We start from the raw sequence: 24,761 nt of genomic DNA, 5'->3' as shown, positions 1-24,761 counted from the left end.
CGTCGGGGCGTTCATGCTCGCGGCGGGGGTGCTGGTGTTCCTGGTCGATCTCGCGCGCAACTTCCGCTTCACCGTCGATGACGATGCCGGCAACGTCTATGGCGGCGGCACGCTCGAATGGCTGCCCACGGGGCTCTATTCGGCGCGCAGCATCCCGGTGGTGAAGAGCCGCGAGCCACTATGGGACGATCCGAAGCTCGGCGAGGATGTCGACGCCGGCCGCTATTTCCTGCCCGGCTCGGCGACCGGCCTGCGCGAGACGATCGTCACCAGCCCGCTGCGTGCCGAGCCGCAATATCTCCAGATCATGCCGGGGCCGTCGGTATGGCCGTTCCTTGCCGCCATCTTCACCGCGGGCTTTTTCCTGCTGCTGACGGTGCAGGCCTATCTGCCGTCCATCGTGTGCGGTGTGCTTGCGACCCTGTGCGTGCTGCGCTGGCTGTGGGAGACCGACCGGCTGGTCAAGGAGGAACGCGTCGATGTGGGCGCGGGGATCGTGCTGCCGACCTATGTCACCGGGCCGTCGAGCCATGGCTGGTGGGCGATGGTGATCCTGCTCGTCGTCGTCGGCATGATCTTCGTGATGGCGGTATTCAGCTTCCTCTATCTCTACGGAGTGCATCCCGGCTTCTGGGTCGCGCCGGCCGGATGGGAATGGCTCGCGGCGATATTGCCGGCCTATGCGCTCGCTGCGGGACTGGCGCTGCTCGCGCGGCATATGCTGGCGCGCGAGCGGACTGAGCTCTGGACGCCGGGAGTGCTGTTCCTCTGCGCGGCGCTCGCGCTGGCGGCGGGGATCGGCGCCGATCTGTGGAGCTGGATCGGGAGCGGCCTCAGGCCCGATGCGAGCGGGCAGGGCGCGACCGTCTATGCGCTGCTGAGCCTCGAAGCGATTCTCGCAGCGGTTGGGTTGCTGATGGCGGCCTATCTCTCGGCGCGCAACAGCCGGGGGATGATCGTGCGCCCGCGCAACACCAGTCTTGACCTTTGCGTGCTGTGGGTTGTCTACGCCGCTGGGCAGGGGACAGTGACCGCGCTGCTCACCCGCGGCTTTGGCGGAGCGTGAGATGCGGCGCGGCTGGGCCTTTCTCCTCGGCGGGCTGATCGTCTGGGCGGTTCATTTCTTCGTGCTCTATGCCATCGCCAGCATATATCTGACGACGGCGACAGCGCGGCTCCTGACGCTAGGCATAACCGTGCTGTGCCTTGGTGCCGTCGCCCTTCTGGCCGGCGACGTGCTGCGCTTCCGGTCCACCGATCGCGTCGATGCCTGGATGCGTAACGTAGCGCTGTGTGGGCTTGTCATCGCCGCCGTCGCGACCCTGTGGCAGGCATTGCCCGCCTTGCTCATTTGACGATTGCAGGCATCGCGCAATCAATCGCTCCCTGTTCGTGCGGGGGAGTCTCGTCCCCGGGCGCAATGGTCGATGACGGCGTCCTCGCTTTTTTCGGGGCGCAGGTAGATCGAGGAGATTTCGGCAAACTCGGTACGCAACCGGGCCTCGATTTCTTCGATCAGCGCTTCGCCTTCTCCCATATTGAGCCCGTCGTCGAAGTCGGCGCTGATCGCGACGAATATGGCGTCGGGAGCGGTGTGGATCGTGCGGACGTGATTGACGGCGGTGATACCCCGGCTTGTCGCCACCAGCGAACGCACGCGCTCGATGAGCTGGGGGTTGGCTCTTTCTCCGATCAGCAGCCCTTTTGCCTCGCGGGCCAGCAAGGCGGCGACCGTGGCGAGAATCGCGCCGATCGCGATCGAGGCGGCGCCGTCGATACGCGCATCCTGCCAGTGATGACTCGCCCAGATGCCGGCGCCGGCGACGACAAGTCCGGCGAGCGCCGCCGAATCCTCGAACAGCACGATGAACCCTGCGGGGTCCTTTGACTCCTTCACGGCTTCCCACCAGCCGCAGTCGCCCTTTGCGCGCGAGAACGCGCGGACCGCGATCGCCCAGGAACTGCCCTCCATCATCACGGCGATCGTGAGCACGACATAGTTGATCGTCGGATCGCTCAGCGGCTCGGGCTCTCGAATGTGCCGCCAGCCCTCATAGATGGAGATGCCCGAACCCAGCGCGAAGATCAGGATCGCGACGACGAACGCCCAGAAATAGAGCTCGCGCCCGTAGCCGAATGGGTGTCGCGCGTCAGGCGGCCGTTTGGCGCGGTGTTGGCCATAGAGCAGCAGCAGCTGGTTGCCGCTGTCGACCAGCGAATGAAAGCCTTCCGACAGCATCGAAGAGGAGCCGGTGATCCCCGCGGCCACGAACTTGGCGATGGCGATACCGATATTGGCGAATAGCGCCCCGAACAGCACGATGTTGGCTCGAACGATGCTGCCGATACTGGGGGTGGTCATCGGATGCCTCTCCTGACCGACACTAATCGACCCGAAGGCGGTTCCGTTCCCCGCGCGCGTGGACGAACCGCCGCCTGCATGTTCAGAAGGTTGCGCGGACGCGGAGGAGGCCGCGCGCCAGGCGAGGGTCGAGCGCCGAGGGATATCAAGGGGCGTGTGGCTAGGGCCTGACGGCTTCCCTCGGTCGCGAAGTGCAATCTAAACCGAATGCCCGGGCGCGCGCGATAGCGCAACGACTGATCTGCTCCATATGCCACTACGAGCAACGATAGCTCGTAATGGCAACGCCCCTTAACCGGCCACAAGATCGAGTTGCACAGGACGGCTCTTCTCCGGACTCGCCTCAGAGCGGTTCGGGATTCAGATAAAGATAGCGGTCATCGAACCCGGCCAGCGCCTGGAGCGCCACAATATCGTGGATTTCCACTCGACCGTTGCGGAACGTGACCAGTTTCTGGTCGCGCAGTTGCCGCAGCACGCGATTGATGTGCACCGGGGTCAGGCCGAGATGGTCGCCGAGATCGGTCTGGGTGAGCGCGAGCGCATAGCTGTCGTCGTGAACCAGACCCACGAGGTCCAGCCGCACGCGCAGCTCGCAGAACATCGCCCCGACACGCTCGACCGCCGAGCGCTGGCCGAGCGAGAGCACGGTCTCGCGATGATTCGCCGCGTCGAGATTGTTGTGAAACCAATAGATGCGCGCGAGCCGTGGCAGCGCCGCGAACGCCGCCTCGAGCGCGGCGTGCGGCACCAGGGCGATCGTGCACGGCGCCAGCGTCTCGATGTCATGATCGAGGCGCTTCAAGGTGAAGCTGTGCAGATCGACGAAGTCACCCGCGACGTGAAGCTCGGCGACATTGCGCTTGCCGTTGCGCAGCGTCTTGGATCGACACATCAGCCCGTCGAGCAGAAGCGTGCTCTGATTGAGCTTGACGCCTTCGCGGATGACCGTGGTCCGGGCGGGCATGGTCCGGATCTCTCCCGGCAGACTGCGGATCGCCGCAATCTCCTCGGGGGAGAGCGGATGGCGCCCGGCGACGCGGGCGATGTGCCGCTCGATCCAGTTCATCGGCTCAGCCCGATTGTTTCGTTGAATACCATATGCATCGGTAACTCCCGGTGGTTGGTTCCCGGTGCGCGCAGAACGTGCCAAGGCCGGCATATGTTGCGCCGTGCAGCTGCTCGATATGGCGCTGGATGATCGGCAGGGCCTTCGCCGCCGTATCGCGCAGCGCTCCTCTCCAGATATCCGGGTCAGGCGGGTGGAGCTCCGCAATGCCCAGCCAACGCGTCGCGGGCTTCAGCCACGATCGTGACGAGAGCCCGGAGCAGCACCGGGTCGGCGGGATGAGAATGGCGCCCGGGATCGGTGGCGACGGCCGCAGAGAAACGGGCGAAGGGGGCCTCGATCGCCGCGACAAGCATGGCGGGCTCCGTCGCGCCTTCTGCGAACGGCAGCAGCGCTTCGGCTAGCTCCGTACGTGCCGGCACGCCTCCGGCCGCACCCGCACGGCGTTCCGATCGCATGAACTCCGCAACGACGTCCGCGAAGTCCGGGTTGTCCACTTCGACCAGCGGGTCTTCCTCGCCCGTCATCGGGATCGACTCAGGGATCGGCGCCGCGAAGGGGGCTGCCGTGCCCTCGCGGGGCGCAACCGCCTGGGCGTCCATCACCAGTCGCAGCTCCTCTGGAAGGAAGCGCGCGGTCGGTGCGAGGGCGGCCGGGGCAGGGAATCCGCGCTGCAGTTCCTTCGCATCGTGGAGGATCGAGTCGAGCTTCGACGCGATCTGCATCCGATCCTTGAAGGGCAGTTGCACGGTCATGTTGATCGGCACCTCGGATCATCATTGCGGACCGGCGCCTCGGCCCAAGCCGGCGCCGGAACCTGATATCGGGCCAACGCGGAAGTCCCCCTCAAGGTCCTCCGGTAATGGGAGAATTGCACGTCGAGAGGCAGAATATGGGCGGGTCTTCCGCGTAGCTCTGAAAAAATGGCGGCCGCCGGCAAGCGCTTGCTACCCGGTGGAACCGGTCAACGTTTCCGTATACAAGTTGATCGCGAGCGGCGAACTCGGGATCGAAAGACCGTAGAGGCACACTCATTCTGGTCGACAGTCTTCGCGATGTCGCGATGCGTCGGGCGATTCGAGACGCAACGACGTAGGCTCCTGAGCGCTTCGGCGTTCAGAAAAATCCCGCGAAATCCGAGAATGTGTTCCGGCCGGATTTCGGTCAAATCGGACCCGAATCCTCCGCTAAGTGACTGAAGTCGCTGGTGACCCTTACGGGACTCGAACCCGTGTTTTCGCCGTGAGAGCACGGCCCCCTAGGGGTTTTGGGGTCCAAATGGACGGCTATGTATCCGTGCAAAATCAGCTACTTATCGTAAAGTAGTCCTTCCGCGTCCACCGGCTTTCTGCTACGCTTTTGCAGTAATTTTGCAGTAAGTTCGCGAGGTCCGCCATGGCGCGTATCGTTCGCAACCAACGGCTCGACAGCAGGAGCGCGCGAGCGCTGCTCCCGATGCGCCACGCGCCCTATTGGCACGCGCTGACGCGCGGCAGGGCGCTCGGCTATCGCAAGGGATCCAAGGGCGGGACCTGGATTGCCAAGTACCGGACAGCCGACGGCAAGCGCGAGCAGCTCCTTCTCGGCGCCGCGGACGATGCGTTCAACGGCGAGACATCAGACGTGCTGCGCTTTGATATCGAGCGAGATGATATCAAGGCTGACCCGCCAACATCAGCCATGAGATCCCCGAGCGGCATGCAGAAGACTTGAGGCTTCGGACTTAGCCGTTGAGTTGTAACGGGCATGCCTTATTCATTCAGGCGATTCTTGTGTTGGGGGGCATATGCGAGAACGTCGAAGCTTATTGCTGCAGAGTTGCGCGCTTGCCGGTTTGTTCGCCGTTGCCGCGAACGCCGAGACAGTGTCCTACACCTACGATGCGCTGGGACGGCTCACCGCTAGCTCCATTTCTGGTGGATTAAATAACGGTCGCCAGACGGGCACCTGCTTCGATCGTGCCGGTAACAGGGTGCGGTACGACGTGGCCACGTCCGCTCCGGCGCCCTGTCCGACACCCACGCCGACTCCCGCACCCTAGCGGCTTCGGAGCTTCGCGCGCGTGAGCGCTGTAGCTCGATTGCCTACCTCAAACCAACGGGCCGATGAATGCCGTCCTCCAGGTACGACCGCTGCCGGATGGCTGTTTAGGAGAGAGCTTCAAATGACCGATTGCCGCAGAGGACGCACGCTTTCGCTCTGGCTGGCGGCCGGCACGTTTATCTGGAGTCATGGGCTGGCCTATGCTCAAACGACCGGTGCCTCAGTGCTGCCACCGCTCCCGCCTCCGTTGCCTACAGTCGATCGTTCCGGCATCGATCGAACGAGCGGAACAGTGGCGAGTCCTCCATATCAGTCGATTCACATCGGCAACGACGTAAGCGGCTTAAAAGCTGGGCATCTCTCTGGGGGGACGTTCAATCATATCTCGTATCTCGTGGTAGAGCGCACGCCCATCTACAATGGCGGGTTCATGACCATCCGAACGGCTACGCCGGCAGGCGTTCATGTATTCGCGATGGGCACGATAACGCGGAGGGATTATAGCCCGCCGATTATTATGAATACTTACTATGATTTTCACCCTTTGGGGACAAGTACAAGTATTTTTCAATCTGACACGTACAATGACTATCACGCAAGTGGAGCAATGCTGGTTTGTGCAGGAATTGCGGTTAACCTGTATGAGAATGGAACCTGCAAAGTTTACAATGCAAATGACGGAAGTATGACAGAGTTCCGAATGCCAAACGTTCCTTATAATCGCAATTTGAAGAATAATTGGGGATACAACACACTGGATGATGTTGTGTACGCTTGGCCAACGAAAACTGTTTTAGCGAATGGCGAAACGATAACTCATCATTACGTCGACTACGGAGATTTTAATTCGGCGAGTGGCAATGTTCCTGCGCCGACGAAATGGAATTCTATAGAAAGCTCCTTGGGGTTCCGAGTATACATGTCAGGTGGAACGCCGACGAGTAAATCAAATCCAGGAGCTATGAACAGTACTGGCATACAAAGCGGTCGTGTAGGAAACTTGTACGCGATTAATACGAGTGATGAATATGCCGATCCTCAGGCATCAGGTAGGTCATTTATAAATCCGATGTCATCTATATTGGTTAGTAATGCTACTAACGTAAATTTGATAAATAACGGAACTGCGGTAGTTACAGTTGCTCATGCGCCTAATTTGGTTTCTGTAATTAAACCTAGCGGGGCCACCACATCCTATACATTTTCACATCTTGGACCATATCAAACTTGGCATGGAGTCTCGGGTTCAAGTACGGGTACTGCTTCGACCCCTTCTGGCGCGTTTCCATATTTATCGTTCAGCGCGACTCGTGGTCACACCACATCCTATTCCGTGACCGTCGATAAGTTCCAATTGCCCGAAAAATATAGCGGGACCGTTTCGAATCCGGATGGTTCGACAGAGAGTTTTGTAATGCAGGCCGGCTACCTCTTGTCGACCACCGATGGTCTGGGAAGAGTGACGACCTACACTTACGCTGATCTTGAGGGCTTCTATTATGGCGTCCACAATTATGCGCGCTCAGCCAGGTTGGTGGAGATCGCCAATCCGGATGGCAGCAAGCGCACATATACCTATACGCGGGGTGCGATATCATCGATGTCTGAGATACCGGCGGGAGGCGGTACGCCGCTCGTTACGCTAGTGGGTCTGCCAAGTAGCTGTACGGTAACCACCTACCGTGTCTGCAACAAGCCGACCTATATTCGGGATCCGAAGGGCAACCAGACGGATTTCACCTACGATCCGGCGCACGGGGGTGTGCTGACGGAGACGTTACCGGCTGATGCGAGCGGGGTGCGGCCGCAGAAGCGGTTCAGCTACACGCAGCTTTATCCCAAGGTGCTGAACGCGGTGGGGCAGCTGGTCAACTCGACGCCGGTGTGGCGATTGACGCGAGTGTCTGAGTGCCTGAGCGCGACGGCGGCCAACCCCGCATCTTGCGTTGGCACCGCCCAGGAGCGGGTGACCACCTACGCCTATAATCACAACAACCTGTTCCTGACGTCGCAGACCGTGGCGGCGGGTGATGGCTCGATCTCGGCAACGACCGCGTACACCTATGATTATCGCGGCGATGTGACCTCGGTCGACGGGCCACGGACCGATGTCGATGACCGGTCGTACACGACCTACGACGCGCTGCGGCGCAAGGTGTTCGAGATCGGCGCCGACCCCGACGGCGCGGGCGCGCTGCCCCGACCGATCGTGCGCCATATCTACGATGCCGACGGGCGCGAGGAGCGCACCGAGTTCGGCCGCGGCACCGCGACCGATGGGTCGGATTTCGTCGTCCAGCGCTTCGAGCGGATGAAGTTCGATCCGGTCACCGGCGATCTCGTCAAGAAGGAGGTCGGGCACCCATGAACGGCAATCGCATTAGACCGATCGTTGCGCTTGGATGCGCATTAGCGACCCTGGCTGCCACCGGCGCTCGTGCCGAGACGATCGTCTCCGAGACCGAGACCAGCTATGATGAGATGGGCCGGGTCAAATGCACCGCGGTGCGTATGAACCCCACGCTCTTTGGGGGTGCGCCCACTGACGCCTGCGTCCACAAGCCGCAAGGCACCCAGGGGCCGGATCGCATCACGAAGAACGTGTATGATGCTGCGGGGCAGTTGCTGCAGGAATGGCGGGCGGTGGGCACGTCGCTTGAGCAGGCCTATGTCACGAACACCTACACGACCAGCGGCAAACGCGAGTTCGTGATCGACGCCAACGGTCAGCGGGCCAAGCTCGAATATGACGGGTTCGGGCGGCAGACCTATTGGCGCTTTCCCTCGACCGCTCAACCGAGCGGCTACAATCCCTCCACCCCCGCGACCGCCTTGGCAACCGCCGGCGCGGTGAATGCGTCGGACAATGAGCAATATGGCTATGACGAGAATGGCAATCGCACGAGTCTCAAGAAGCGCGACAATCGAACCATCGCCTACGCTTATGACGCGCTGAACCGCGTCACCAGCAAGACCTACCCCGGCGGTGGCGCAAGGGCAGTCTATTATGCCTACGACTTGCGCGGATCGCAGACGATGGCCCGCTTCGATTCGCTGTTAGGTCAGGGCATCACCAATGCATATGATGCGCTTGGCCGCCTGACCGCAACGACCGCGGTGATGCCGCTCGGCAGCGGTGAGGTAATCCGCAATCTCAACTTCACCTATGACGCCAATGGCAATCGCACCCGGATCACTTGGCCCGATAACCAATATGTCCGTGCCAGCTGGGACGGGCTCGACCGCTTTTACTTCAGCGACGGCCCGGCAGGCTCCAATCTCAACTTTGTGAGCTACGACACGGCCGGCCGGGTTGGCATCTTCTATCGGTGGGGTGGTACGACGTGGGAGTCCTCGACCACCTACGGTTATGACGGGATCGCGCGGCTCGCGTCCGCCTACGATACATTCAACAACAGCGTGGCCGACGTCACCACTTCCTTCACCTACAATCCAGCGAGCCAGATCGTCTCGCGCACGCGCAACAACGACGATTATCGCTACACCAACTATGCGAACGCCAGCCGCAGCTACGTGGCGAATGGCCTCAACCAGTATGCAAGCGTCAATAGCAATACCTATGTCTACGACGCCAACGGCAACCTGACCTCCGATGGCGGGATAACCTATAGCTACGACATCGAGAACCGGCTGGTGGGCGCTAGCACCGGGGTCACGCTGGCCTACGACCCGCTGGGTCGGTTGGCGCAGGTGACGCAGGGGCCGAGCACAACGCAGTTCCTGTATGACGGGGACGCGCTCGTCGCGGAGTATGACGGAGCTGGGGCGATGCTCAAACGCTATGTCCATGGACCGTTGGCGGGCGCAGATGACCCGTTGGTCGAATATGCCGGCTCGAGCATGGCCTCGCCGCGTCACCTGATCGCCGATCATCAGGGCTCGATCATCGCGATCACCGATAGCGGCGGCAACCGCGTCCAGGTCAACAGCTACGACGAATATGGCGTGCCCGGTACAAACGCCGGGCGCTTCCAGTATACTGGCCAGGCGTGGATCCCCGAGCTTGGCATGTACCACTACAAGGCCCGTATCTACTCGCCGATGCTCGGCCGGTTCCTGCAGACCGACCCCATCGGATATGAGGACCAAATCAACCTTTACGCTTACGTAGGCAATGATCCAGTCAATGGAGCAGATCCGAGTGGACAAGAAACTTACCGCAAGAAATGGCACGACCCCAAGACTTTGGCGGCGCAGGCCAAGAGGGACGCGGAAGGGTTAAGGTCAACCGTGATGAAATTCGGCGAGGCTGTTCGCGGGGAAAGCGTGCGAGAAACCATTAGCAATCATGGAACGGCAATCGCAGCCAGCGCTAAGGAATTCAAAGTCGACGCAAATATCGTTAGATCGATTATCTACGAAGAGCAGACGCACCAGACGCCTTTCGAGTCAAACATGGAGGCGGCGGGATATGGAAGTACGGTTGGACTGGGTCAGATAACCGTCGGTACCAATGGATATACACGGGATCAGCTCCTCGATCCGAATACCAATATTGAAGCTATAGCTAGGCACATATCTGGGATTTCGAAAGAGGGGCTTATCGATCCTAGCCGCCCTGTTGCGTCAATAGCAACAAAGTATAATTGCGGAAGTTGCTCAAAGATTTCAGAGTACGGTAAGCGTGTAGAACAGTTTTATAGGCATAGGGAATTCGAAAGATGAGGATGCTATCTATAGTTACCAACTCATTTTTCTCCTTAATTTCTTTAATGGCATTGGCTATTTCTGTTTTTGGCGTTGTAAGATATATTAATGAGTATGACAAATTATTGGGGATTATTTTATTTTCTTTAATATGCCTTTTAGTTTTTCTGACCTGCTTGGCATCGCTAGTAATTGGCATTAATCGCCTTCTGACTCCAAAAAAAGTCGTTTTGGGTCATTTTCTTATAGTTATACTGGTATTGTTGGCCGCTACATTAGAAATTAGGAACAATTCTCCTGATGGACGGGCGTGGCTTGTCGCTTGGTTGCTATTATTATTAAATCTGGTTCTCGTACTTTGGAATCAAAAGCGGAGCGGGAAGCGCGAAAGTGAACTTCCCGAAATTCAATAATGTTATGAAACAGCAACCTACCCTCAATGAATCATAAATTAAATGCGCCTTTGTTGATGCCTCTCTTTTAAAGATTGGGGGACGCTTGTCGGTTATGGAATTGACATCATACACGGAGGCACACGAGCGGCGACCTGTCACCCATCACCTTGAGGATTGCGGATGCGTGCCGCATCACCGGCATCGGCCGGTCGAAGTTCTACGAGCTGATCAAGGCTGGCGAGATCGAGGTGATCAAGGTCGGCGCGATCACGCTCGTGCCGATGTCCGGCATTCAGGTGCTGCTTGAGCGTGGCCGCGCAGGATCAACTGAGCGTGCGCAATACAATTTGGCTGAAGTGATGCATCCGTTTCTGGCGAACGCTATACTGACCGCTAGCATTGGGGGAACGTCGGACTCAGTTCGCCGTGATCTGTTGTCGAAGGAAGAGGAAACGCGGTCGAAAGCCGAGGATGGTATCGTGGAGCGAATGATCGCGGCGCTTTATGAGCCGCATGGCGATACATTTTGAGGCGGCTTTGCGCCCACTGCCGGTCGTGGCATTCCACTCAGGTGATTTCGGAAAGCGGAGGGTTCTTCAGGCAAGCCGCCAACCCATTACACGGCCGGCGCCTGCAAACCTTTTGAGGATAACGGCGCGGTTAGAACGAGCACCGAGACGATTTTCTCGAGCATCGCGAGTGAGATGGTCGGGTGGGCGTCTAGATTCCGTTCGAATCATCCGGGATCATTTGATCACGCGGATTCCAATTACATTCGGAATGTGCGTGACACGATGGTGTATTTGTCGTGTCGATATTTTCGTTGGGCGACCCGAATGCGGGCAAGCCGTGGCATGTGCACCTTGCAATCTCGTGCGAATTTCCGAAGCGCCGTCGAGCGGCAGGATGTTAGGGAGCCATTTAAGCCGAACTCTTCCACATGGGTTGGAGACCAGTCGGCGTACCAGAGCTGAAGTGTAGACAGGAGGCCGGCGTGGTCGTTCACGACAACCCTGTCCTTTTCACAGGTCAGTGAAGCGACCCCGGTTGCCAGCATAGGATCGGCTACCAGCATTCGGCTGAGGACAAGATCTATATGCGACCGGCCCAAGGTGCGGGGTTGCGCGGCGACGCAAAACGGCCGCAGACCGGTCTCCTGATCCCATTGCTCTGAGTTCGATAAGGGGCCCTCTAGAGTCCAATCGTCGCCTTGGGGGTGCACCCAACCGGGGGACGATAGTTCGGTGGTTCGGGGCGCATCTCTGTCTTCAAATGTTCGATGAATTTCCACGCGGAGCGCGGTAAGCTCGTCGGTATCGACTATGTCCAAGCCAAGTGGCTCGAAACCCTTGTCGAGCGACTCGGCAGCGTCTCGCCAGAGGGCCTGGGCGAGTTTACGCGGCCCAAGCTCCTCATAACGGCCGAGCAAATTCTTGCTCCAATCAGGCCGGGGACTGGCTTCGAAATCCGAAAGGCCGCGGTTGAAGGGCAGAGCTATTTCGGCAGAATCCAGCGCCACCGGCTGCGGCAAGCCCACTTCCAACAGAGCCCAAGACAGAGTCCGTAGATATGCGCTGACATAGACCGCACGTTGGCGAACATCGAGCGATCCAGTTTGCCCCCGATCACCGCGGAAGAAGTAATCTGGATAGCTAGAATAGGCTTCGGAGTAAGCATCCTGGAGCGCGTTCCATTCTCCCCGCCATTGGCTCAAGAAGGGGACCTGCGATGCTCGCTGTAGCCTCGCTAGTAGCGACCGGAATATGGGAGGCACCAATTTCCCAAGGCCGTCGTCGAACAGCTCGTTCTCCGGTGGGTCTGCCCACGCCCCTTTGCTGTAGGCCAGTCGGAATGAGAAGAGGCGGCAAGCTTCACCTGGATAGATGCTGTCGAGGAGCGCATCCGAAAGGACCGATGGGGCTACGATCGCAGCATGAACTTCCCCGAAGGTGAAATGCCCTTGAAGGGCAAAGGCATGAATGATCGATGGCAACATCAGCGCGTCGGATTCGAGCTTTTGCAGCTTGCTCCAGGCGAGCAAGTGCTCACGCGCGAGTTGGTCGCCGTTGCGGATCAACTGCGCAAATTGGCGGGCAGCTTCCCATCGTACCCGTGGTATGGGCCAATGGAGGCGCTCGGCTAATAGCGCGAGACTGGCAACGCCGTTCACTGGGCCCACTCCGGCGTGCGTAGCGGTTGCCCGTCAAGTTCGGCGCGCATCGTGGCCACGATGGCCTCGGCGAGCTCCCGCGCCTTGCCGGTTTCACCGACCCTGAGAAGAAAGTCGACCAGCCGGCTTTGCCCGAACACAAGGGTAGTTCGCTCACCCGGCCGATCAAACACCGGCGCCGAGGATTGGCGCAAAAATTCTGCCCATTGATCAGGATAGTGGCGCGCGGCACGCGAAATCCTGCGCTTGGCTTCCTTCTCACTCGCGTACCAACGGTTCCAGCCACGCCGAAATCGTTGGGCAGCTACGAGCCAGAAGAACGCCGCTTCCCGCCCTTCAACTTCCAAACTCATCTCAAACGCCAGGTCATAGGCCTTGTCGATCTCATAGGTGAAGTGTTCGCCAGTGACGACCGCGCGTAACGCGCTCAATGCCTCTTTGCTTTTGCCCTGTCGGCGCCAATGAGCGAGCCAGCGATTTATCGCGCCGTCCTGCCAGCCATAGCCAGGCGCGCCAGCTACGGCCTTGCGATATTCGCCGAAGCGAGCTGGGGAATAATCTGCTGGTCTCGGCGCAGATCTTGGCGGAGTGCGCGATACGGTGGTGCTCGAGCTGCGGTCCTCCGGTGTTGGTGGCTTCGAATACCCCGTAATGCGATCGATATATTCGATTAGCGATGCTGTGGCCTGGCCCGGATATTTGGATCGAAGGTTATCCTTGTCCAACTGCCCTGATTCCACGAGCGTCGATAGCAGTGCGAGATCGTGCGGCTGCGCAGGGTCGAGCGATTTGACTACATGGGAAAGGAGGCTATCTGCATAATACCATTCATCGCGACGCACGAGCCACCCATAGAGTGGGCCAACCCGGTCCGGCAGGAGGTCGGCGACACTGTCGAAATAACTTGATCTCGCATGATTGGTCTCGTCCCCGTCAGTATATTCTGTAATGGCGTCGAATGCCGGGGCCAGCTCCAATGTCGTCCGTGCGGTCCAGGACGGATCTATTGGAGCCATCAGCTCCATAACCTCTAGCAATTCAAAGGCATAAGGGTCTTTTCGCCAGCCATAGCCGAGGAGGCAACGAGCGGTGCGATCGAGGAAGGCCTTTCCTTGATCTAAAAGATCATGGTCTAGGGCAAAAAGTGTGGCGTCGATGCAAGTATCGCTGCGCTCCATGTACTCAGTGACGGTCGTATCCAGATATTTCGCGATACGATCGAGCAGGGCTGCGGCCCCGCCTGGGCTGTGCAAGGGAAGGCGCCGGCTCCCGATGCGGTCTAGCCACTGCATGTCATACCAAAGGCGACTATCGCTTTCCGGGAGATCTGCAGCCTCGATCCGAGCAGTTGGATCGCTCACCTGGCGCAATAGCTGCAGATCGATCGAGATATCCCGCAGAGCGAGCCCCACGCTTCGAACCAGGACGGTTGCGTCGTAGCCTCGGCTAGGGTGGCGCGGGATATCGAAAGCCTCGAAGAACTCTCGAAGCGTAGGAATCGGATCGCCGTCGTCAATGCGCCCGGCGATTGCGCAGGCGACATCCGTGAACTCCTGGAGCACGGTGCGTGCCCAATCGTCTTCGAGCTCCTCAAGGCCGGCAAGTTTGAGACGATCTGCCCGGCCGCCCAGCGCGGCAGAAAGCACGGTGAAGAAGAATTTTTGGAGACGGGGCGGGACGGCAGCGCTCGCTTCAATGCCATTCGTGGATGGAATGATCTGCTTGACATTGATGGCAAGTGGCCGTGACCGTGGCAGTGGCCATTTTCGCACTGCATAGAGGGCGTGGAATAGGGGTTTTGAAGCGTGCCCCCGCAGGGCGCGATTTTGCCGAATGTCAGCCCCGTCCAAACATGCCAGGGCAAAGAGAGATGCGTCGCATCTCTCACCCCGATGAAGGCCGGCTATCGACCACGCCATTGCGTAGCGCCCAGAGAAGATCGCTTCTTCCATCGTCTCTCCGATAAGGCTGTCGCTACGCCCTAGGCGGCGGCCATAATTTTTGAGACGCCTTGGTTCGAACTGATCGAGATAGGGGAGGATTCGGACTAGGATGGCCGGCCAATCCTCACGCGCATTGTCGTCATGGCGCGATTCTATCGCCCGACGGTTGATTTCCGCGAGAGCCGATTCCGCTGCGACGCTGGCGGCCTCGGGTGCGAGCGCCCGCAGAAGGGGTAGCATCACTGCGGGTTGTTGGCGTGCAAGTGTGCTGCGCAGTTGGATCAGCCGATAATTGTCTTCGGCAAGCCGCAAGGTGGCCTCGATGAAACCGGCGAATTTTGTGGTCTGGAATTCTGGGGCATTAGAGACGCGGACCCACAAGGATCGCAACTCAGTTACCCGAGCAAAGTCCAACGTGTCGAATGCGAGGATTTCTGCTTGCTGCATGATGAACTGGATCTGCTCGAGCGGGCGGCCTGCGCTCAGAGCCGCCAAAGCCCATGGTCGATCGGGGCCGTTCAAGAGTGGTGTCACGTCACCGAACCTCGCTCGGGTCACCCAGGACCAAGCCCATTTCCAATATTGAGGTGCCGGACCATCGAGCCATGCAAGGATCGTCGGCCGCTGGCTCAGAGCGACGGCTTCATGCTCCTTCTGGTCACGGACGAACACAAAGATGGAACCATGAAAGGGATATGTTCCGATCTCCCGATGATCGAGAAGATGATCAATTTCTTCGATCGCCTCGGGAGCACCCGGCATTCCTTGGAAGCATCGATGAATGCCTCCTGGCGCCACCGCGAAATCGATGCTGGCGAGCGCGTGTAATATGGTTCGGGCACCGGCGGATACCTTCTTCCAGAGCGATCGATAATAATCGCGGATGTCTCCGGTCGGATTGGGCGGGAGCGCGAGGATCGCCGCTTCGGTCAAGGCGCCGCCAGGACGCGCCAGCATTTCGAAAGCATAGATCAGGTGAAGCGGGAGGCCTTCGGTAATGGTGTGGAAGGCGCCGGCAAGCGCTTGGATCGTAGTTTCTAGCTTCCTCCCATTGTCAAGAAGTAGGCGGCCAGCATCGTATTGGACGCCAAGCCAATGTGCGACTGCACTCTTCGACATAAGAGGTAGCGCCCGCCACGCTTCCTCGGGGCAATATTGTAGGAGCCTTTGCGGGAGATGCTTCGGCGCAATCTTCTGCGTCCCCACCACGACATGCATATTGGGCCGCGCGGGAAGCAAATGCGCGAAGACCTGCTGCATCTGGTCCAACGAACGCCCTTCGCGCCAAACATGATCCAGTCCATCAATCACTACGATGAGGCGCTTGCCATTGTCGCCTGCCGCCTGCGCTGCGGCATCGAGCCATACGCCCAAGTTGTCGCCTTTGGCCTGGATGTCGGGACGCTGTTCCCGAATCTGGCGAACAAGCGATTGTTCGATCTCGTGAAAGAAGAACCGGGTCGTCCTGCGCTCCGCCAGATTCAGGAAATAGTGATGGCGAATACAGAGCTGTTTCGCCTGCTCTAGCTTCTGAAAGCGGTAGCTGAGATAGGTGCTCTTTCCTCTGCCAGGCGGTCCCCACAATACGGTAACACCATCCGTGGTTAGAATGTGTTTGGCGAAATCACTGTCGAAGTCCTCGTCGGGCGGACGATAGCCGGGGGGCACCTCAAAATTCTGGGGAAGGGGGCGCGGTCGCTCCCGCGATAGCATCGCGCGAATATGATGATAACGCACCCTGCCGTCGGGCTCGGGCCTGTTCTTGAGGGTAGCCCATTCTTTCACCGCGCGAACGAGCGCGATCCATCCTTGATAGTCGGTGTCGGACGGAATGAGGAGCGCCTGCAGATTATATTCGAGGTCAGTCAGGTGTGGCTGGCTGTGATCGAACCGAAAATTCTCGAAGAAGAGCTCGGCATTCTCATGCGAGCCAAGCTGCCCGACGATCTGGTCGGTGAGATTGGCCGGAACGCGATCTAGAATGACTTGGCCATTATCCAGCACTGCGGCGAAATCGGGAGAGGGAAGGCGATCGGTGAACAAGTCGGCCTTTTCGAGCAGCCCAGCATTCGCATGACGCTCGACAGTCGAGGCCCATTTCTGCAGAAGGGATTTTGCTCGTCCCTTTTTGTCCAGAAGCCAATCCCAACTCAGCAGATTGGCTGGGTCGCCGGGGGCGACGGTGAATTTGACCTGTGTGACTTCGTATCGCCCATCCTGCCTGCAGGCGACGATATCGTCGATCGAAGCATGGGCTGGGTCATCGCTATCTAGTTCGATCCACTGATACACATCTGGTTGGCGATAAAAGTCTATAAGGACCGCAATTGCAGCGAGATCCTGGTAGTCAAAGCTAGCGCGCAAAATTCCCGGCTTTTTGTACCCCGAAGTCATTTGCAATGCTTAGCGGCATGATGCTCCTGAACCCAAGTGGCATTGCAACCAGCCTGGCGGGCGCACCGGGGCTGGCTCGCCGGTGAGGCGGTTTTTCGATCTGGTCAACCGTTCAGGTCGAGCAGCGCTCGCTTCGGAATCATGGTGCTCAAATTCTCTTTAGTGCGCATTATGATGCGAGTCGGAAGAACTGCAGCGCGGCAGATAAAGCCTGTCACGCTAGAGGCGGGCTAAGCGAACTCAGCGGCCCCATTGGCGTAGTTTCAGCTTCTCAGGCGTGCGGAAGCTGAGGTCAGTTAAAGTGGGTGGCTCTCAAGAAGCTGCCGCTACGCAACCCAACCAATTTCCATTTGGTCTTACGCTTTCGAATCGACATCGGAGGGATAGGGCCCTTCGCCTCGAGGGAACGCGAATTTCGTCTGCGCGAGCGCGCAGACATCCGCACAAAGATATTTGATGGATATTTGACACGCGGGCTGCTGATACAGCTAACCCACTGAAATCATTGGCGATCCCTACGGGAATCGAACCCGTGTTTCAGCCGTGAAAGGAATAGGGCGGGGCAGCTATTGGCCCGGTTGCAGACTGACTGCTTTCAGAATCGTAGGACAGCGGCGCGGACTTGACGAAGCGGGCGCGGGTACGGTTGAGCGTGGGTCGCCAGCAGCTTTGCGTTTCGCCGTATCGCGGCCCTCAGGTTCGGCACAAGCATTCCTTCTCGCAACCAGGGGAATTAGATGAGGATCGCTTCAGTCCGGCTACTCGTGTTCCGCCGCTCGTCAATGGAAGCCGGTCCCTGACGTCAATCCAAAACCGCACATTATCGACTGGATGATAAACTTATCCCGATTGATGCGAACGCAGAAAATTCTACCATCCGCATGATGGAGCGCGAAGAAGCCGAACTGACCGGACGTATAGTCAAGGTGCTGAACGTGGACGAGGACACGCAGAAGGTCCATGCGCGGCAGCAGGATGGCCTAACCACGGCCTTCACGATCTTGAACGGCAATTTGCCTTTCCGAGGCGACGTATTGCTACTTGGGGCCGACCGATGGGAGCTGGCGCCACCGGACACGTGGCTCTGGGCCAACTCGGTCGCAACGGTCAGGGCGAAAGTGGGTGATGAAGAAATATTGGTTGATGACGGAATCCACATTAAGCCGGTCATCAATTATGGGAACGTCGACGTCGAGATCCACAACACTGTCGAATACAATGACATCGACGGGATAATCAGGGTGGTCGCGGACGTTCCGATCCGAAGCCGCGAGTACGGCATCAGCCGCGAGGACATTCTCAAAGAATATCGGGTCGACACGTCTGAAGGTGGTCCAACATTCGCCGACTTCGGAGGATATCCGGACGTGGTCGAACGAGCAAAAGAGCTGATCGCCACCCAACTCGATCACAGGGAGACATTGGAGGTGATCGGGGCCCGGCCGGTCAAGGGCATTCTTTTCACCGGACCGCCGGGCACTGGCAAGACGCATTTGGCCCGCATCATCGCACACGCGTCGAAGGCCGACTTCTACTTAGTCAGCGGCCCATCCATCGTTAGCAAGTGGGTCGGTGATACTGAAGACACGCTACGCAAGATTTTCGACGCTGCGGCAGCGAGCGAATGCGGCCGTGCCATCGTCTTCTTCGACGAGATCGACAGTATTGCCGAACGCAGGACCGGCGAATCTCACGAGGCTTCGAAGCGTCTAGTAGCACAGCTTCTCACGCTTTTGGACGGGTTCTCGAGCGAAGGGGGGGGCGTGGTCGTAGTCGCCGCAACGAACCGCGCGGAATCACTCGATCCCGCGCTCATGCGTCCGGGACGCTTCGACTGGGAGATCGAGTTCACGATGCCCACCGTTGCGGATCGCCTCGAAATCCTAGAGGTCCATGCCAGGAAGCTTCAGACGGCCGAGTGGCTTCCGCTGATCGACATTGCCGCTTTGACGGAAGGCTGGTCGGCCGCGGAGCTCAACGCGCTCTGGGCCGAAGCCGCCATCCTTGCCGCCAAGGACAGCCGGGATTTCATCGCTGCTGAGGATCTGGCCCTGGCGCTTGAGAGAGTCGCGGCCAGACCACGGCGCGAAGCGGATCGAGGGAGCCTCTGATGAGCCTGCCTTGGTGGCTCGGGGGCAAGCGCCGGCCGACGACGACCCCGGAGGTTGTGGCGACTGCCACCAGAGACAGGCCGCTCCGCGAGTTCATCTATCTGGACGAAGTCAGCTTACGGAGCCTCCTCTCCTCACAGAAGGGCGAAGTCACCGACAGCACGTCCGAGCAGAACGTCGCCGGCAATCAGGGTGAGGTCGCGACCAGTCTGGGCGCGGGCGGTAGCCTGCTGGCGAAGGCAGATATCTCCTCTCGCTACCAGACCAGCAACAGCAGCACCCTGCAGACCTCTCGCAAGGCGACCGTCCAGTCGTGGTTCAGGGAGTTCCACGCTCTAGACGACCTTCGGATCGTCGAGCCGCGCGATGAGGTCGAACCCTTCTCGGATGTCGCGCAGATCGAGAAGATAACCGACAGGTCGCTGGCGATTCCGACAGCCGAGCTCAAGCGCGGACAACTCGTCGAGTTTCGCGTTCGCCTGACGGCCGATCCAGTTTTCCGCTTTGGGACTCTCATGACAGAGTTCACCAGTATGGCCGACGAGAATCCGGGCATGTTCGCGGCGAACAATGTCTTGGGGCTGGTCACGCAGACCGCTCCCGTGAACCGGATTCTCCAGCGGCTGCTCGCCGGGCTAATCCCAATACGCGCGAAGGCACTTGACCACGTAGTGGTACGGATCGGCGCCACCGAATATGTCGTCCATCACGATTCGATTGCTGACCTCGGGCTAGAAGCGCGGCCGCTCGACATCGTAGGTGTCACCGAACACCTTGCCTACTGGAAGGACATACGGCGGGTTCTGTTCTCCGAGGCCGAATTCACGCTCCTGGCACGCGTCGCGCGGGATGGTCTCCACGATACGTGGACACCCGTGAAGCTCGCCGCGCTTTTCGTCCCCCATGCACCTGATTTGGTTGAACAGATAAACACCGCAGGCCGCAGTTCACTTCAGGAGGCCGGTGTGACGAGCATTGACACGAACGTGCTGCTGCTCGGCGCGGCGCTAGAGCATTATCGGGACGCCGTTGTTCGCGAGACCGGGGCCAGCCTCGAAGACACTCAGACCGACGAGCTCGATCGATCGATCCTCGCCCTTCGCGACAGGACGGGGTCGACCACCGCGCAGCGGAGCGCGTTCAAGGCTCTCGGAGACCTCATCACGCGCATGACCGGTTCGTCGATTGACGGTCGCCGCGACCACGAACTTCGGGAGGAGGCGCGCATCGTAACAGGGCTTCCTATGTTTCCCTCCCTCTCGCAGGGAACGACGACGATGTTTGAAACATCGCCTCCAGCAACTTCCGAGGCGCCTCGGCTCCTCGATGTCGAGGTCGTAGCGATCTACTGGTAGGGCATCATGAACATCCGCTTGCTTCAATGCGCGGATGCAGGCCGCATGTCGCCTAGCGCGCAGGCCAACCACGTCGAGCATCGGTTCGCGTGTTGCCGCATTTTTGACAGGCCGGCATCAGCTGCGAATCGGACATTCGTCAGCACGCTGAAGCTAGGGAGCAGTGAGGCGCCTATCCGGAACGATCCTGGAAAATCCGCCGGTTTCCAGCTACGGTTTTGCAGAAAATCTGCAGTAAGCTGCACGATCGTGCAGATATTCGGCGGCTAAGCGACTGAAATCGCTGGTGACCCCTACGGGACTCGAACCCGTGTTTTCGCCGTGAGAGGGCGACGTCCTAGACCGCTAGACGAAGGGGCCGTGCGAGCGGGAAGCGGCGCCTCTACAGGCGGTGCGGCGGGGCGTCAAGCGCTGCGAGCGCAAGTCACCGCGGCGCTGGCAATCCGCGCCGTCCATGCCTATTTGGCGCGCAATGGCGCGTTCGACCCGATCGATGGACTGGGGCTTCCCCCGCTGGCGGCCCTACGGGTCCGAGCGCGAAGCCGTACGTGTGCGCCTGTGCGACCGCGAGGGTTGCGAGGAGCCGGGCGACCGCCCCGCGCCCAAGTCGCCCAACAGCCCCGAGCGCTGGTATTTTTGCGAGGCGCATGCGGCCGAGTACAATCGCAACTGGAATTACTTCGAAGGCCTGACCGCCGAGGAGGCGGCCAAGCGCGAGGCCGAGGATCGCCGTACCGCGTCGGGCTATGCCGAAAGCCGCCACAACGCCTGGGCCGGTCCTGGCGACGGCAGCCGCTCGCGCGACGAGATGCGCGCGCTCGAGGTGCTCGAACTCGATCCCGACGCCGAATTCGAGGCGGTGCGCGGGGCCTGGCGGCGGCTCGCCAAGGAAAACCATCCCGATATCCGTCCCAATGATGCCGAGGCGGCGAAGCGCTTCCAGGCGATCCAGACCGCCTATGAGGTGCTGCGCGCGGCCGAAGAAAGGCGGCAGTGGCGGCCGGAGTGAAGGCGCGGGTCCGCGCCAACTGGTCGAGCGCCGTGCTGGTCTGCGCCAAATGCTCGAAGCGGCTCGGCGGCGGTTTCGGACCGAAGGGCAAGCAGCCGCTGGGCAAGGCGCTGCGCAAGCATCTCGGGCTCAAGAAGGGGCGCAAGTCGGCCGCCGGCGTGGTCGACGTCAAATGCCTCGGCGTGTGTCCGCGCGGCGCAGTGACGGTGGTCGACGCAGCCGCCTGCCGCGAATGGCTGATCGTGCCGGCCGGCGCCGATCTCGACGATGTGGCGGCCGAGATCGGATTGCGCTGAAGCTCAGGCCGGCGCCGTGCGATCGAGCCAGCGGCGGGCCCGGGGCCAGAGCGGAAGTAGCAGCCGGTCCACCGCCAGCAGCAGGATCAGCGACGCCGCCAGCATCGGCAGCAGGAGCGCGAGAGCGAGCATGATCACCGCGACGACGCGCAGCTTCGCCTCGGACGGGCGGGGAGGGGCGCCGAGCGTGCTGCCAGGCCGGCGCCGCCACCACATCGCCACGCCGCTCACCGCCAGCGCCATCAGAGCGAGCGCGGTGAGCGCGCCGATCGCCTGGTTGACCCAACCGAACAACTGCCCCTCGTGCCACGCGATGCCATAGCCGATCACGCGATCGATCGGATGCTTGTCGGCGAATCCCTCGCGCGCGACGACGGCTCCGGTCATAGGGTCGAAGCTGACCGAGCGGGCGAGGGGGCGGTTCTGCGTCTCGCTCGACAATTTCCAGACATTGCCGTTGGGCGGGCCGAGCGGCATCGGCGCGCCCGGCGGAATCAGCACCACCGGTTCGGGCAGGCGCTCCGCCAAAGCGCGCAGATAGATGTCGTTCAGGCTCAATCCCGGGCCGGGCACGGCCGCTTGTGCGCGCAGCATCGCCTCGTGATCATGCTCGGCGTGCAGATCGACGCCGCCCTTCCACTGCTGCGGTCCCTGCACCAGCCCGAGCTCGGCGCGGACGGTGCGAAATGCGGTTGCCCAGCCGTCGGTCCAGGGCAAGCCGGAGACGAGCAGCACCAGCGCGAGACCGCTCACCCAAAAGCCGGTGACTGCGTGAAGGTCGCGCCAGAACAGCCGGCCCCTCGCGCCGAGTCGCGGCCACAGCACACCGGCCGGCCCACGTCCCCGCGGCCACCACAGATAGAGGCCGGAGAGTATCAGCAGGATCGCCCAGCACGCAGCGGTCTCGACCAGCAGCCCACCCCAGCGCCCCATCAGCAGCGAGCCGTGGATACGCGAGACGGTGGCGGATATCCGTGCTTCGGGGTCGGCGACGCCGAGCACCCGTCCGTCGAGCGACACGCCGATATCGCGCATGCTGCCGCCGGGCAGGCCGACATGGATCACCGCGGCGCCGACGGGGTGCGGCGGAAAGCGATAGCTGTAGAAGCGCGCCTCGGGCACGGCGGCGAGTGCCGCCTTCACCTGGTCGTCGGGCGAGACGACGCGCTCGAACGGCGCATCATGCCAATGCCGCTCCTGCCACGCGTCGAGCTGAGGCTTGAACAGATAGATCGCGCCCGTGAGCGACAGCAGCAGAATGAACGGAACGACGAACAGCCCCGCATAGAAATGCCAGCGCCAGATGGCGCGGTAGAGACGCCCATTCTCGGGAGTCACCCGATGTAGCGCTCCGCCGTGGCGCGGATCAGCGCGATCATGTTGGGGATGCCCTGCGTGCGGTTCGAGCTCAGCTGGTTCTTGAGGTCGAACGGCGCCAGCGCGCCCTCGATGTCGGTGGCGAGGATCTCGGCCGGGCTGCGGTCCTGCACCGCCAGCAGCACCAGGGCGATGATCCCCTTGGTGATCGCGGCGTTGCTGTCGGCGAGGAAGTGCAGCGCGCCGTCCTCGCGTACGGTCGGATAGACCCACACCGCCGCCGAGCAGCCGCGCACCAACGTCGCATCGGTCTTGAGCGCGTGGGGCATCGGCTCGAGCGCGCGGCCGAGGTCGATCAGCAGGCGATAGCGATCGTCGGCGTCGAGGAACGCATATTCGTCTTGAACTTCGGCAAGGCTGGGCATGGCCGTGCCTATAGCGGGGTTGCGCCGCCGTGCCAGCCCGGCATGCGCGGTCCCGGCGGTGGCCGGGACGGGAGCGGCCCCGGTTGCGGCGGCCGCTCCCGGTGTGCGCCGCGATCCGCCGGGCCTCCCGTCCCGATGGCGCGGCGCACCTCCGTCAGAGGTCGACGCCGGCGGCAATCGCCTCGAGCTTGCGGATCCGTTCCTTGAGGTCGGCGATCTCGATCCGCGCACCGGCGCTGCTCGGCGCGGGCTGGTGGCTGTCGCCGGCATGCGCCACGCTCAGTTCCTGCCGCTTGAGCGCCAGCCAGCCGCGCCAGCCGGCCAGGCCCGCCGCGGTGACCATGCCCAGGCCGGCCAGCGCCGCGGTCGCCATGATCAGGTAGAAATTGGGGTCACTCATCACGCCCTCCATCAGACGCGTTTCGCTTAGTCGTTGCGCCGGTCAGTTCCGGCCGTCGCGCAGCTTCTCGATCTCGCGGTCGAGGTTGCTGACGCTGTGATTGTCGGTGATCACGCGCTCGAGGACGGCGATGCGTTCCTTGAGCGTTCGCACCTCTTCCTGCAGGCGGCGGGCCTCGGCGGCGTCGGCGCCGTCGTTATGCGCGCGATAGCCGCTGCCGTGGCGGTCGCGGCGGACGCCGCCGCCCATCTTGGCCCTGATGATGCTGCCGACCGTCACGATCAGGACGATTCCCACCACCATTTCGAACGGACCCATCATGTCGTCTCCTGCCGTAAGTCTGCCCTTGCCGGGCGTTTCGTCTCAGTTCGCCGCTTCCGCCTGCTCGCGCGCCAGCTTCTCGGCGCGGCGAACGGGGCGGTCGCGCATCTCGGACAGTGTGACGCCGATTGCGCCGATCACGCCCAGTACCGCGAAGAACCCGATCAACATTGGTCTTACTCCCGTTACACAGGGTTGGTCAGTTTACCGGCCGCTCGTCGCGCAGCCGCTCGATTTCGTCGGAGAGATCGAGGCCCTTGTCGGTCGCGATCCGCTCCAGCACCCGCACCCGCTGCTCCAGCCGCTCGGTATGGGCCGCATATTGCGCGGCCTTCTCGGCGGTCTGCGCATTGAGCGCCTCGGCCATCTTCTCCTTATGGCGCAGCCAGCGCTTGAACATGTCGCCGCCGACCCCGACGATCACGGGGATGCCCACCACGATCATGAAGAAGCCAAGCACGAACCAAGCCTTGTCCATTGCCG

Annotated in this window: 21 protein-coding genes, 1 tRNA gene and 1 pseudogene; 11 read left to right on the top strand and 12 right to left on the bottom strand. The window is 60.8% G+C overall.

Annotated features, from left to right (window positions below; all coding sequences use genetic code 11):
- Positions 1-1,066: pseudogene (locus ABDV68_RS04545) on the top strand (cytochrome ubiquinol oxidase subunit I); the annotation flags it as partial.
- Between the two features lies 1 nt (position 1,067).
- Entirely contained in the window at positions 1,068-1,355 is a 288-nt protein-coding gene (locus ABDV68_RS04540) for a hypothetical protein (protein WP_343518464.1), read from the top strand.
- A gap of 20 nt (positions 1,356-1,375) precedes the next feature.
- On the opposite strand, the gene ABDV68_RS04535 is transcribed toward ABDV68_RS04540, so the two are convergent.
- From ABDV68_RS04535 to ABDV68_RS04525, 3 genes are all read right to left on the bottom strand, one after another.
- Positions 1,376-2,362 carry a cation diffusion facilitator family transporter gene (locus ABDV68_RS04535; RefSeq protein ID WP_343518463.1) on the bottom strand — a complete coding sequence of 329 codons (987 nt, stop codon included), beginning with the start codon at positions 2,360-2,362 and terminating at the stop codon, positions 1,376-1,378.
- Positions 2,363-2,705: 343 nt separating this feature from the next.
- Complete coding sequence (locus tag ABDV68_RS04530; protein ID WP_343518462.1) at positions 2,706-3,515, bottom strand: Crp/Fnr family transcriptional regulator; 810 nt, start codon at positions 3,513-3,515, stop codon at positions 2,706-2,708.
- Between the two features lie 101 nt (positions 3,516-3,616).
- Positions 3,617-4,186, bottom strand: coding sequence for a hypothetical protein (locus ABDV68_RS04525; protein WP_343518461.1), 570 nt, complete (start codon positions 4,184-4,186; stop codon positions 3,617-3,619).
- 640 nt (positions 4,187-4,826) lie between these two features.
- Here ABDV68_RS04525 and ABDV68_RS04520 point away from each other — a divergent pair.
- The 5 genes from ABDV68_RS04520 to ABDV68_RS04500 all read left to right on the top strand — a co-directional run bounded on the left by ABDV68_RS04520 (position 4,827) and on the right by ABDV68_RS04500 (position 11,067).
- The gene (locus ABDV68_RS04520) at positions 4,827-5,144 is read left to right on the top strand and encodes a hypothetical protein (protein WP_343518460.1); all 318 of its coding nucleotides are present in this window, start codon (positions 4,827-4,829) and stop codon (positions 5,142-5,144) included.
- 1,744 nt (positions 5,145-6,888) lie between these two features.
- Positions 6,889-7,842 carry a hypothetical protein gene (locus ABDV68_RS04515; RefSeq protein WP_343518459.1) on the top strand — a complete coding sequence of 318 codons (954 nt, stop codon included), beginning with the start codon at positions 6,889-6,891 and terminating at the stop codon, positions 7,840-7,842.
- The gene (locus ABDV68_RS04510; RefSeq protein ID WP_343518458.1) at positions 7,839-10,160 is read left to right on the top strand and encodes an RHS repeat-associated core domain-containing protein; all 2,322 of its coding nucleotides are present in this window, start codon (positions 7,839-7,841) and stop codon (positions 10,158-10,160) included. The genes ABDV68_RS04515 and ABDV68_RS04510 overlap by 4 nt, the downstream gene beginning before the upstream one ends.
- A 47-nt stretch (positions 10,161-10,207) precedes the next feature.
- The gene (locus tag ABDV68_RS04505; RefSeq protein ID WP_343518457.1) at positions 10,208-10,555 is read left to right on the top strand and encodes a hypothetical protein; all 348 of its coding nucleotides are present in this window, start codon (positions 10,208-10,210) and stop codon (positions 10,553-10,555) included.
- A gap of 149 nt (positions 10,556-10,704) precedes the next feature.
- On the top strand, positions 10,705-11,067 hold the full coding sequence (locus tag ABDV68_RS04500) for a helix-turn-helix domain-containing protein (RefSeq protein WP_343518456.1): 363 nt from the start codon (positions 10,705-10,707) through the stop codon (positions 11,065-11,067).
- A gap of 239 nt (positions 11,068-11,306) precedes the next feature.
- Here the strand turns inward: ABDV68_RS04500 and ABDV68_RS04495 are convergent, their stop codons facing one another.
- Positions 11,307-12,707: a hypothetical protein gene (locus ABDV68_RS04495; protein WP_343518455.1), complete on the bottom strand. Its 1,401-nt coding sequence runs from the start codon at positions 12,705-12,707 to the stop codon at positions 11,307-11,309.
- Complete coding sequence (locus tag ABDV68_RS04490) at positions 12,704-17,044, bottom strand: NACHT domain-containing protein (protein ID WP_343518454.1); 4,341 nt, start codon at positions 17,042-17,044, stop codon at positions 12,704-12,706. Before ABDV68_RS04490 ends, ABDV68_RS04495 begins: the two co-directional genes overlap by 4 nt.
- Positions 17,045-17,928: 884 nt before the next feature.
- Between ABDV68_RS04490 and ABDV68_RS04485 the strand changes: the two genes are divergently transcribed.
- Positions 17,929-19,155 (top strand): ATP-binding protein, encoded by a 1,227-nt coding sequence (locus ABDV68_RS04485; RefSeq protein WP_343518453.1) that lies wholly within the window; start codon positions 17,929-17,931, stop codon positions 19,153-19,155.
- The gene (locus ABDV68_RS04480; protein ID WP_343518452.1) at positions 19,155-20,510 is read left to right on the top strand and encodes a hypothetical protein; all 1,356 of its coding nucleotides are present in this window, start codon (positions 19,155-19,157) and stop codon (positions 20,508-20,510) included. Before ABDV68_RS04485 ends, ABDV68_RS04480 begins: the two co-directional genes overlap by 1 nt.
- Positions 20,511-20,794: 284 nt before the next feature.
- On the opposite strand, the gene ABDV68_RS04475 is transcribed toward ABDV68_RS04480, so the two are convergent.
- A tRNA-Glu gene (locus ABDV68_RS04475) sits at positions 20,795-20,870 on the bottom strand.
- 112 nt (positions 20,871-20,982) lie between these two features.
- On the opposite strand from ABDV68_RS04475, the gene ABDV68_RS04470 reads away from it, so the two are divergent.
- The gene (locus ABDV68_RS04470; protein ID WP_343518451.1) at positions 20,983-21,519 is read left to right on the top strand and encodes a J domain-containing protein; all 537 of its coding nucleotides are present in this window, start codon (positions 20,983-20,985) and stop codon (positions 21,517-21,519) included.
- Positions 21,516-21,815 carry a (2Fe-2S) ferredoxin domain-containing protein gene (locus tag ABDV68_RS04465; RefSeq protein WP_343518450.1) on the top strand — a complete coding sequence of 100 codons (300 nt, stop codon included), beginning with the start codon at positions 21,516-21,518 and terminating at the stop codon, positions 21,813-21,815. Before ABDV68_RS04470 ends, ABDV68_RS04465 begins: the two co-directional genes overlap by 4 nt.
- Positions 21,816-21,818: 3 nt before the next feature.
- On the opposite strand, the gene ABDV68_RS04460 is transcribed toward ABDV68_RS04465, so the two are convergent.
- From ABDV68_RS04460 to ABDV68_RS04435, 6 genes are all read right to left on the bottom strand, one after another.
- Complete coding sequence (locus ABDV68_RS04460) at positions 21,819-23,153, bottom strand: PepSY domain-containing protein (protein ID WP_343518449.1); 1,335 nt, start codon at positions 23,151-23,153, stop codon at positions 21,819-21,821.
- Positions 23,150-23,557, bottom strand: a complete 408-nt coding sequence (locus ABDV68_RS04455) for a SufE family protein (RefSeq protein WP_343518448.1) — start codon at positions 23,555-23,557, stop codon at positions 23,150-23,152. Before ABDV68_RS04455 ends, ABDV68_RS04460 begins: the two co-directional genes overlap by 4 nt.
- A gap of 154 nt (positions 23,558-23,711) precedes the next feature.
- The gene (locus ABDV68_RS04450) at positions 23,712-23,957 is read right to left on the bottom strand and encodes a hypothetical protein (RefSeq protein ID WP_343518447.1); all 246 of its coding nucleotides are present in this window, start codon (positions 23,955-23,957) and stop codon (positions 23,712-23,714) included.
- 42 nt (positions 23,958-23,999) lie between these two features.
- Entirely contained in the window at positions 24,000-24,275 is a 276-nt protein-coding gene (locus ABDV68_RS04445) for a hypothetical protein (RefSeq protein ID WP_343518446.1), read from the bottom strand.
- Between the two features lie 45 nt (positions 24,276-24,320).
- Positions 24,321-24,449 carry a hypothetical protein gene (locus ABDV68_RS04440; protein WP_265115965.1) on the bottom strand — a complete coding sequence of 43 codons (129 nt, stop codon included), beginning with the start codon at positions 24,447-24,449 and terminating at the stop codon, positions 24,321-24,323.
- A 28-nt stretch (positions 24,450-24,477) separates the two neighbouring features.
- Positions 24,478-24,756, bottom strand: a complete 279-nt coding sequence (locus tag ABDV68_RS04435; protein WP_343518445.1) for a hypothetical protein — start codon at positions 24,754-24,756, stop codon at positions 24,478-24,480.
- Positions 24,757-24,761 lie beyond the last annotated feature (5 nt).

Source organism: Sphingomonas sp. (assembly GCF_039595165.1).
GTDB lineage: Bacteria > Pseudomonadota > Alphaproteobacteria > Sphingomonadales > Sphingomonadaceae > Sphingomonas.
The sequence above is the reverse complement of the archived record's forward strand: the minus strand, read 5'-3'. Positions and strand labels throughout refer to the sequence as shown.

Excerpts from the sequence above, each read along its gene's own strand:
- ABDV68_RS04445 (WP_343518446.1), bottom strand. The coding sequence starts at position 24,275 with ATGGGTCCGTTCGAAATGGTGGTGGGAATCGTCCTGATCGTGACGGTC.
- ABDV68_RS04535 (WP_343518463.1), bottom strand. The coding sequence starts at position 2,362 with ATGACCACCCCCAGTATCGGCAGCATCGTTCGAGCCAACATCGTGCTG.
- ABDV68_RS04470 (WP_343518451.1), top strand. The coding sequence starts at position 20,983 with ATGGCGCGTTCGACCCGATCGATGGACTGGGGCTTCCCCCGCTGGCGG.
- ABDV68_RS04510 (WP_343518458.1), top strand. The coding sequence starts at position 7,839 with ATGAACGGCAATCGCATTAGACCGATCGTTGCGCTTGGATGCGCATTA.
- ABDV68_RS04540 (WP_343518464.1), top strand. The coding sequence starts at position 1,068 with ATGCGGCGCGGCTGGGCCTTTCTCCTCGGCGGGCTGATCGTCTGGGCG.
- ABDV68_RS04480 (WP_343518452.1), top strand. The coding sequence starts at position 19,155 with ATGAGCCTGCCTTGGTGGCTCGGGGGCAAGCGCCGGCCGACGACGACC.
- ABDV68_RS04435 (WP_343518445.1), bottom strand. The coding sequence starts at position 24,756 with ATGGACAAGGCTTGGTTCGTGCTTGGCTTCTTCATGATCGTGGTGGGC.
- ABDV68_RS04440 (WP_265115965.1), bottom strand. The coding sequence starts at position 24,449 with ATGTTGATCGGGTTCTTCGCGGTACTGGGCGTGATCGGCGCAATCGGC.
- ABDV68_RS04490 (WP_343518454.1), bottom strand. The coding sequence starts at position 17,044 with ATGACTTCGGGGTACAAAAAGCCGGGAATTTTGCGCGCTAGCTTTGAC.
- ABDV68_RS04525 (WP_343518461.1), bottom strand. The coding sequence starts at position 4,186 with ATGACCGTGCAACTGCCCTTCAAGGATCGGATGCAGATCGCGTCGAAG.
- ABDV68_RS04520 (WP_343518460.1), top strand. The coding sequence starts at position 4,827 with ATGGCGCGTATCGTTCGCAACCAACGGCTCGACAGCAGGAGCGCGCGA.
- ABDV68_RS04450 (WP_343518447.1), bottom strand. The coding sequence starts at position 23,957 with ATGAGTGACCCCAATTTCTACCTGATCATGGCGACCGCGGCGCTGGCC.
- ABDV68_RS04455 (WP_343518448.1), bottom strand. The coding sequence starts at position 23,557 with ATGCCCAGCCTTGCCGAAGTTCAAGACGAATATGCGTTCCTCGACGCC.
- ABDV68_RS04485 (WP_343518453.1), top strand. The coding sequence starts at position 17,929 with ATGGAGCGCGAAGAAGCCGAACTGACCGGACGTATAGTCAAGGTGCTG.
- ABDV68_RS04505 (WP_343518457.1), top strand. The coding sequence starts at position 10,208 with ATGGCATTGGCTATTTCTGTTTTTGGCGTTGTAAGATATATTAATGAG.
- ABDV68_RS04515 (WP_343518459.1), top strand. The coding sequence starts at position 6,889 with ATGCAGGCCGGCTACCTCTTGTCGACCACCGATGGTCTGGGAAGAGTG.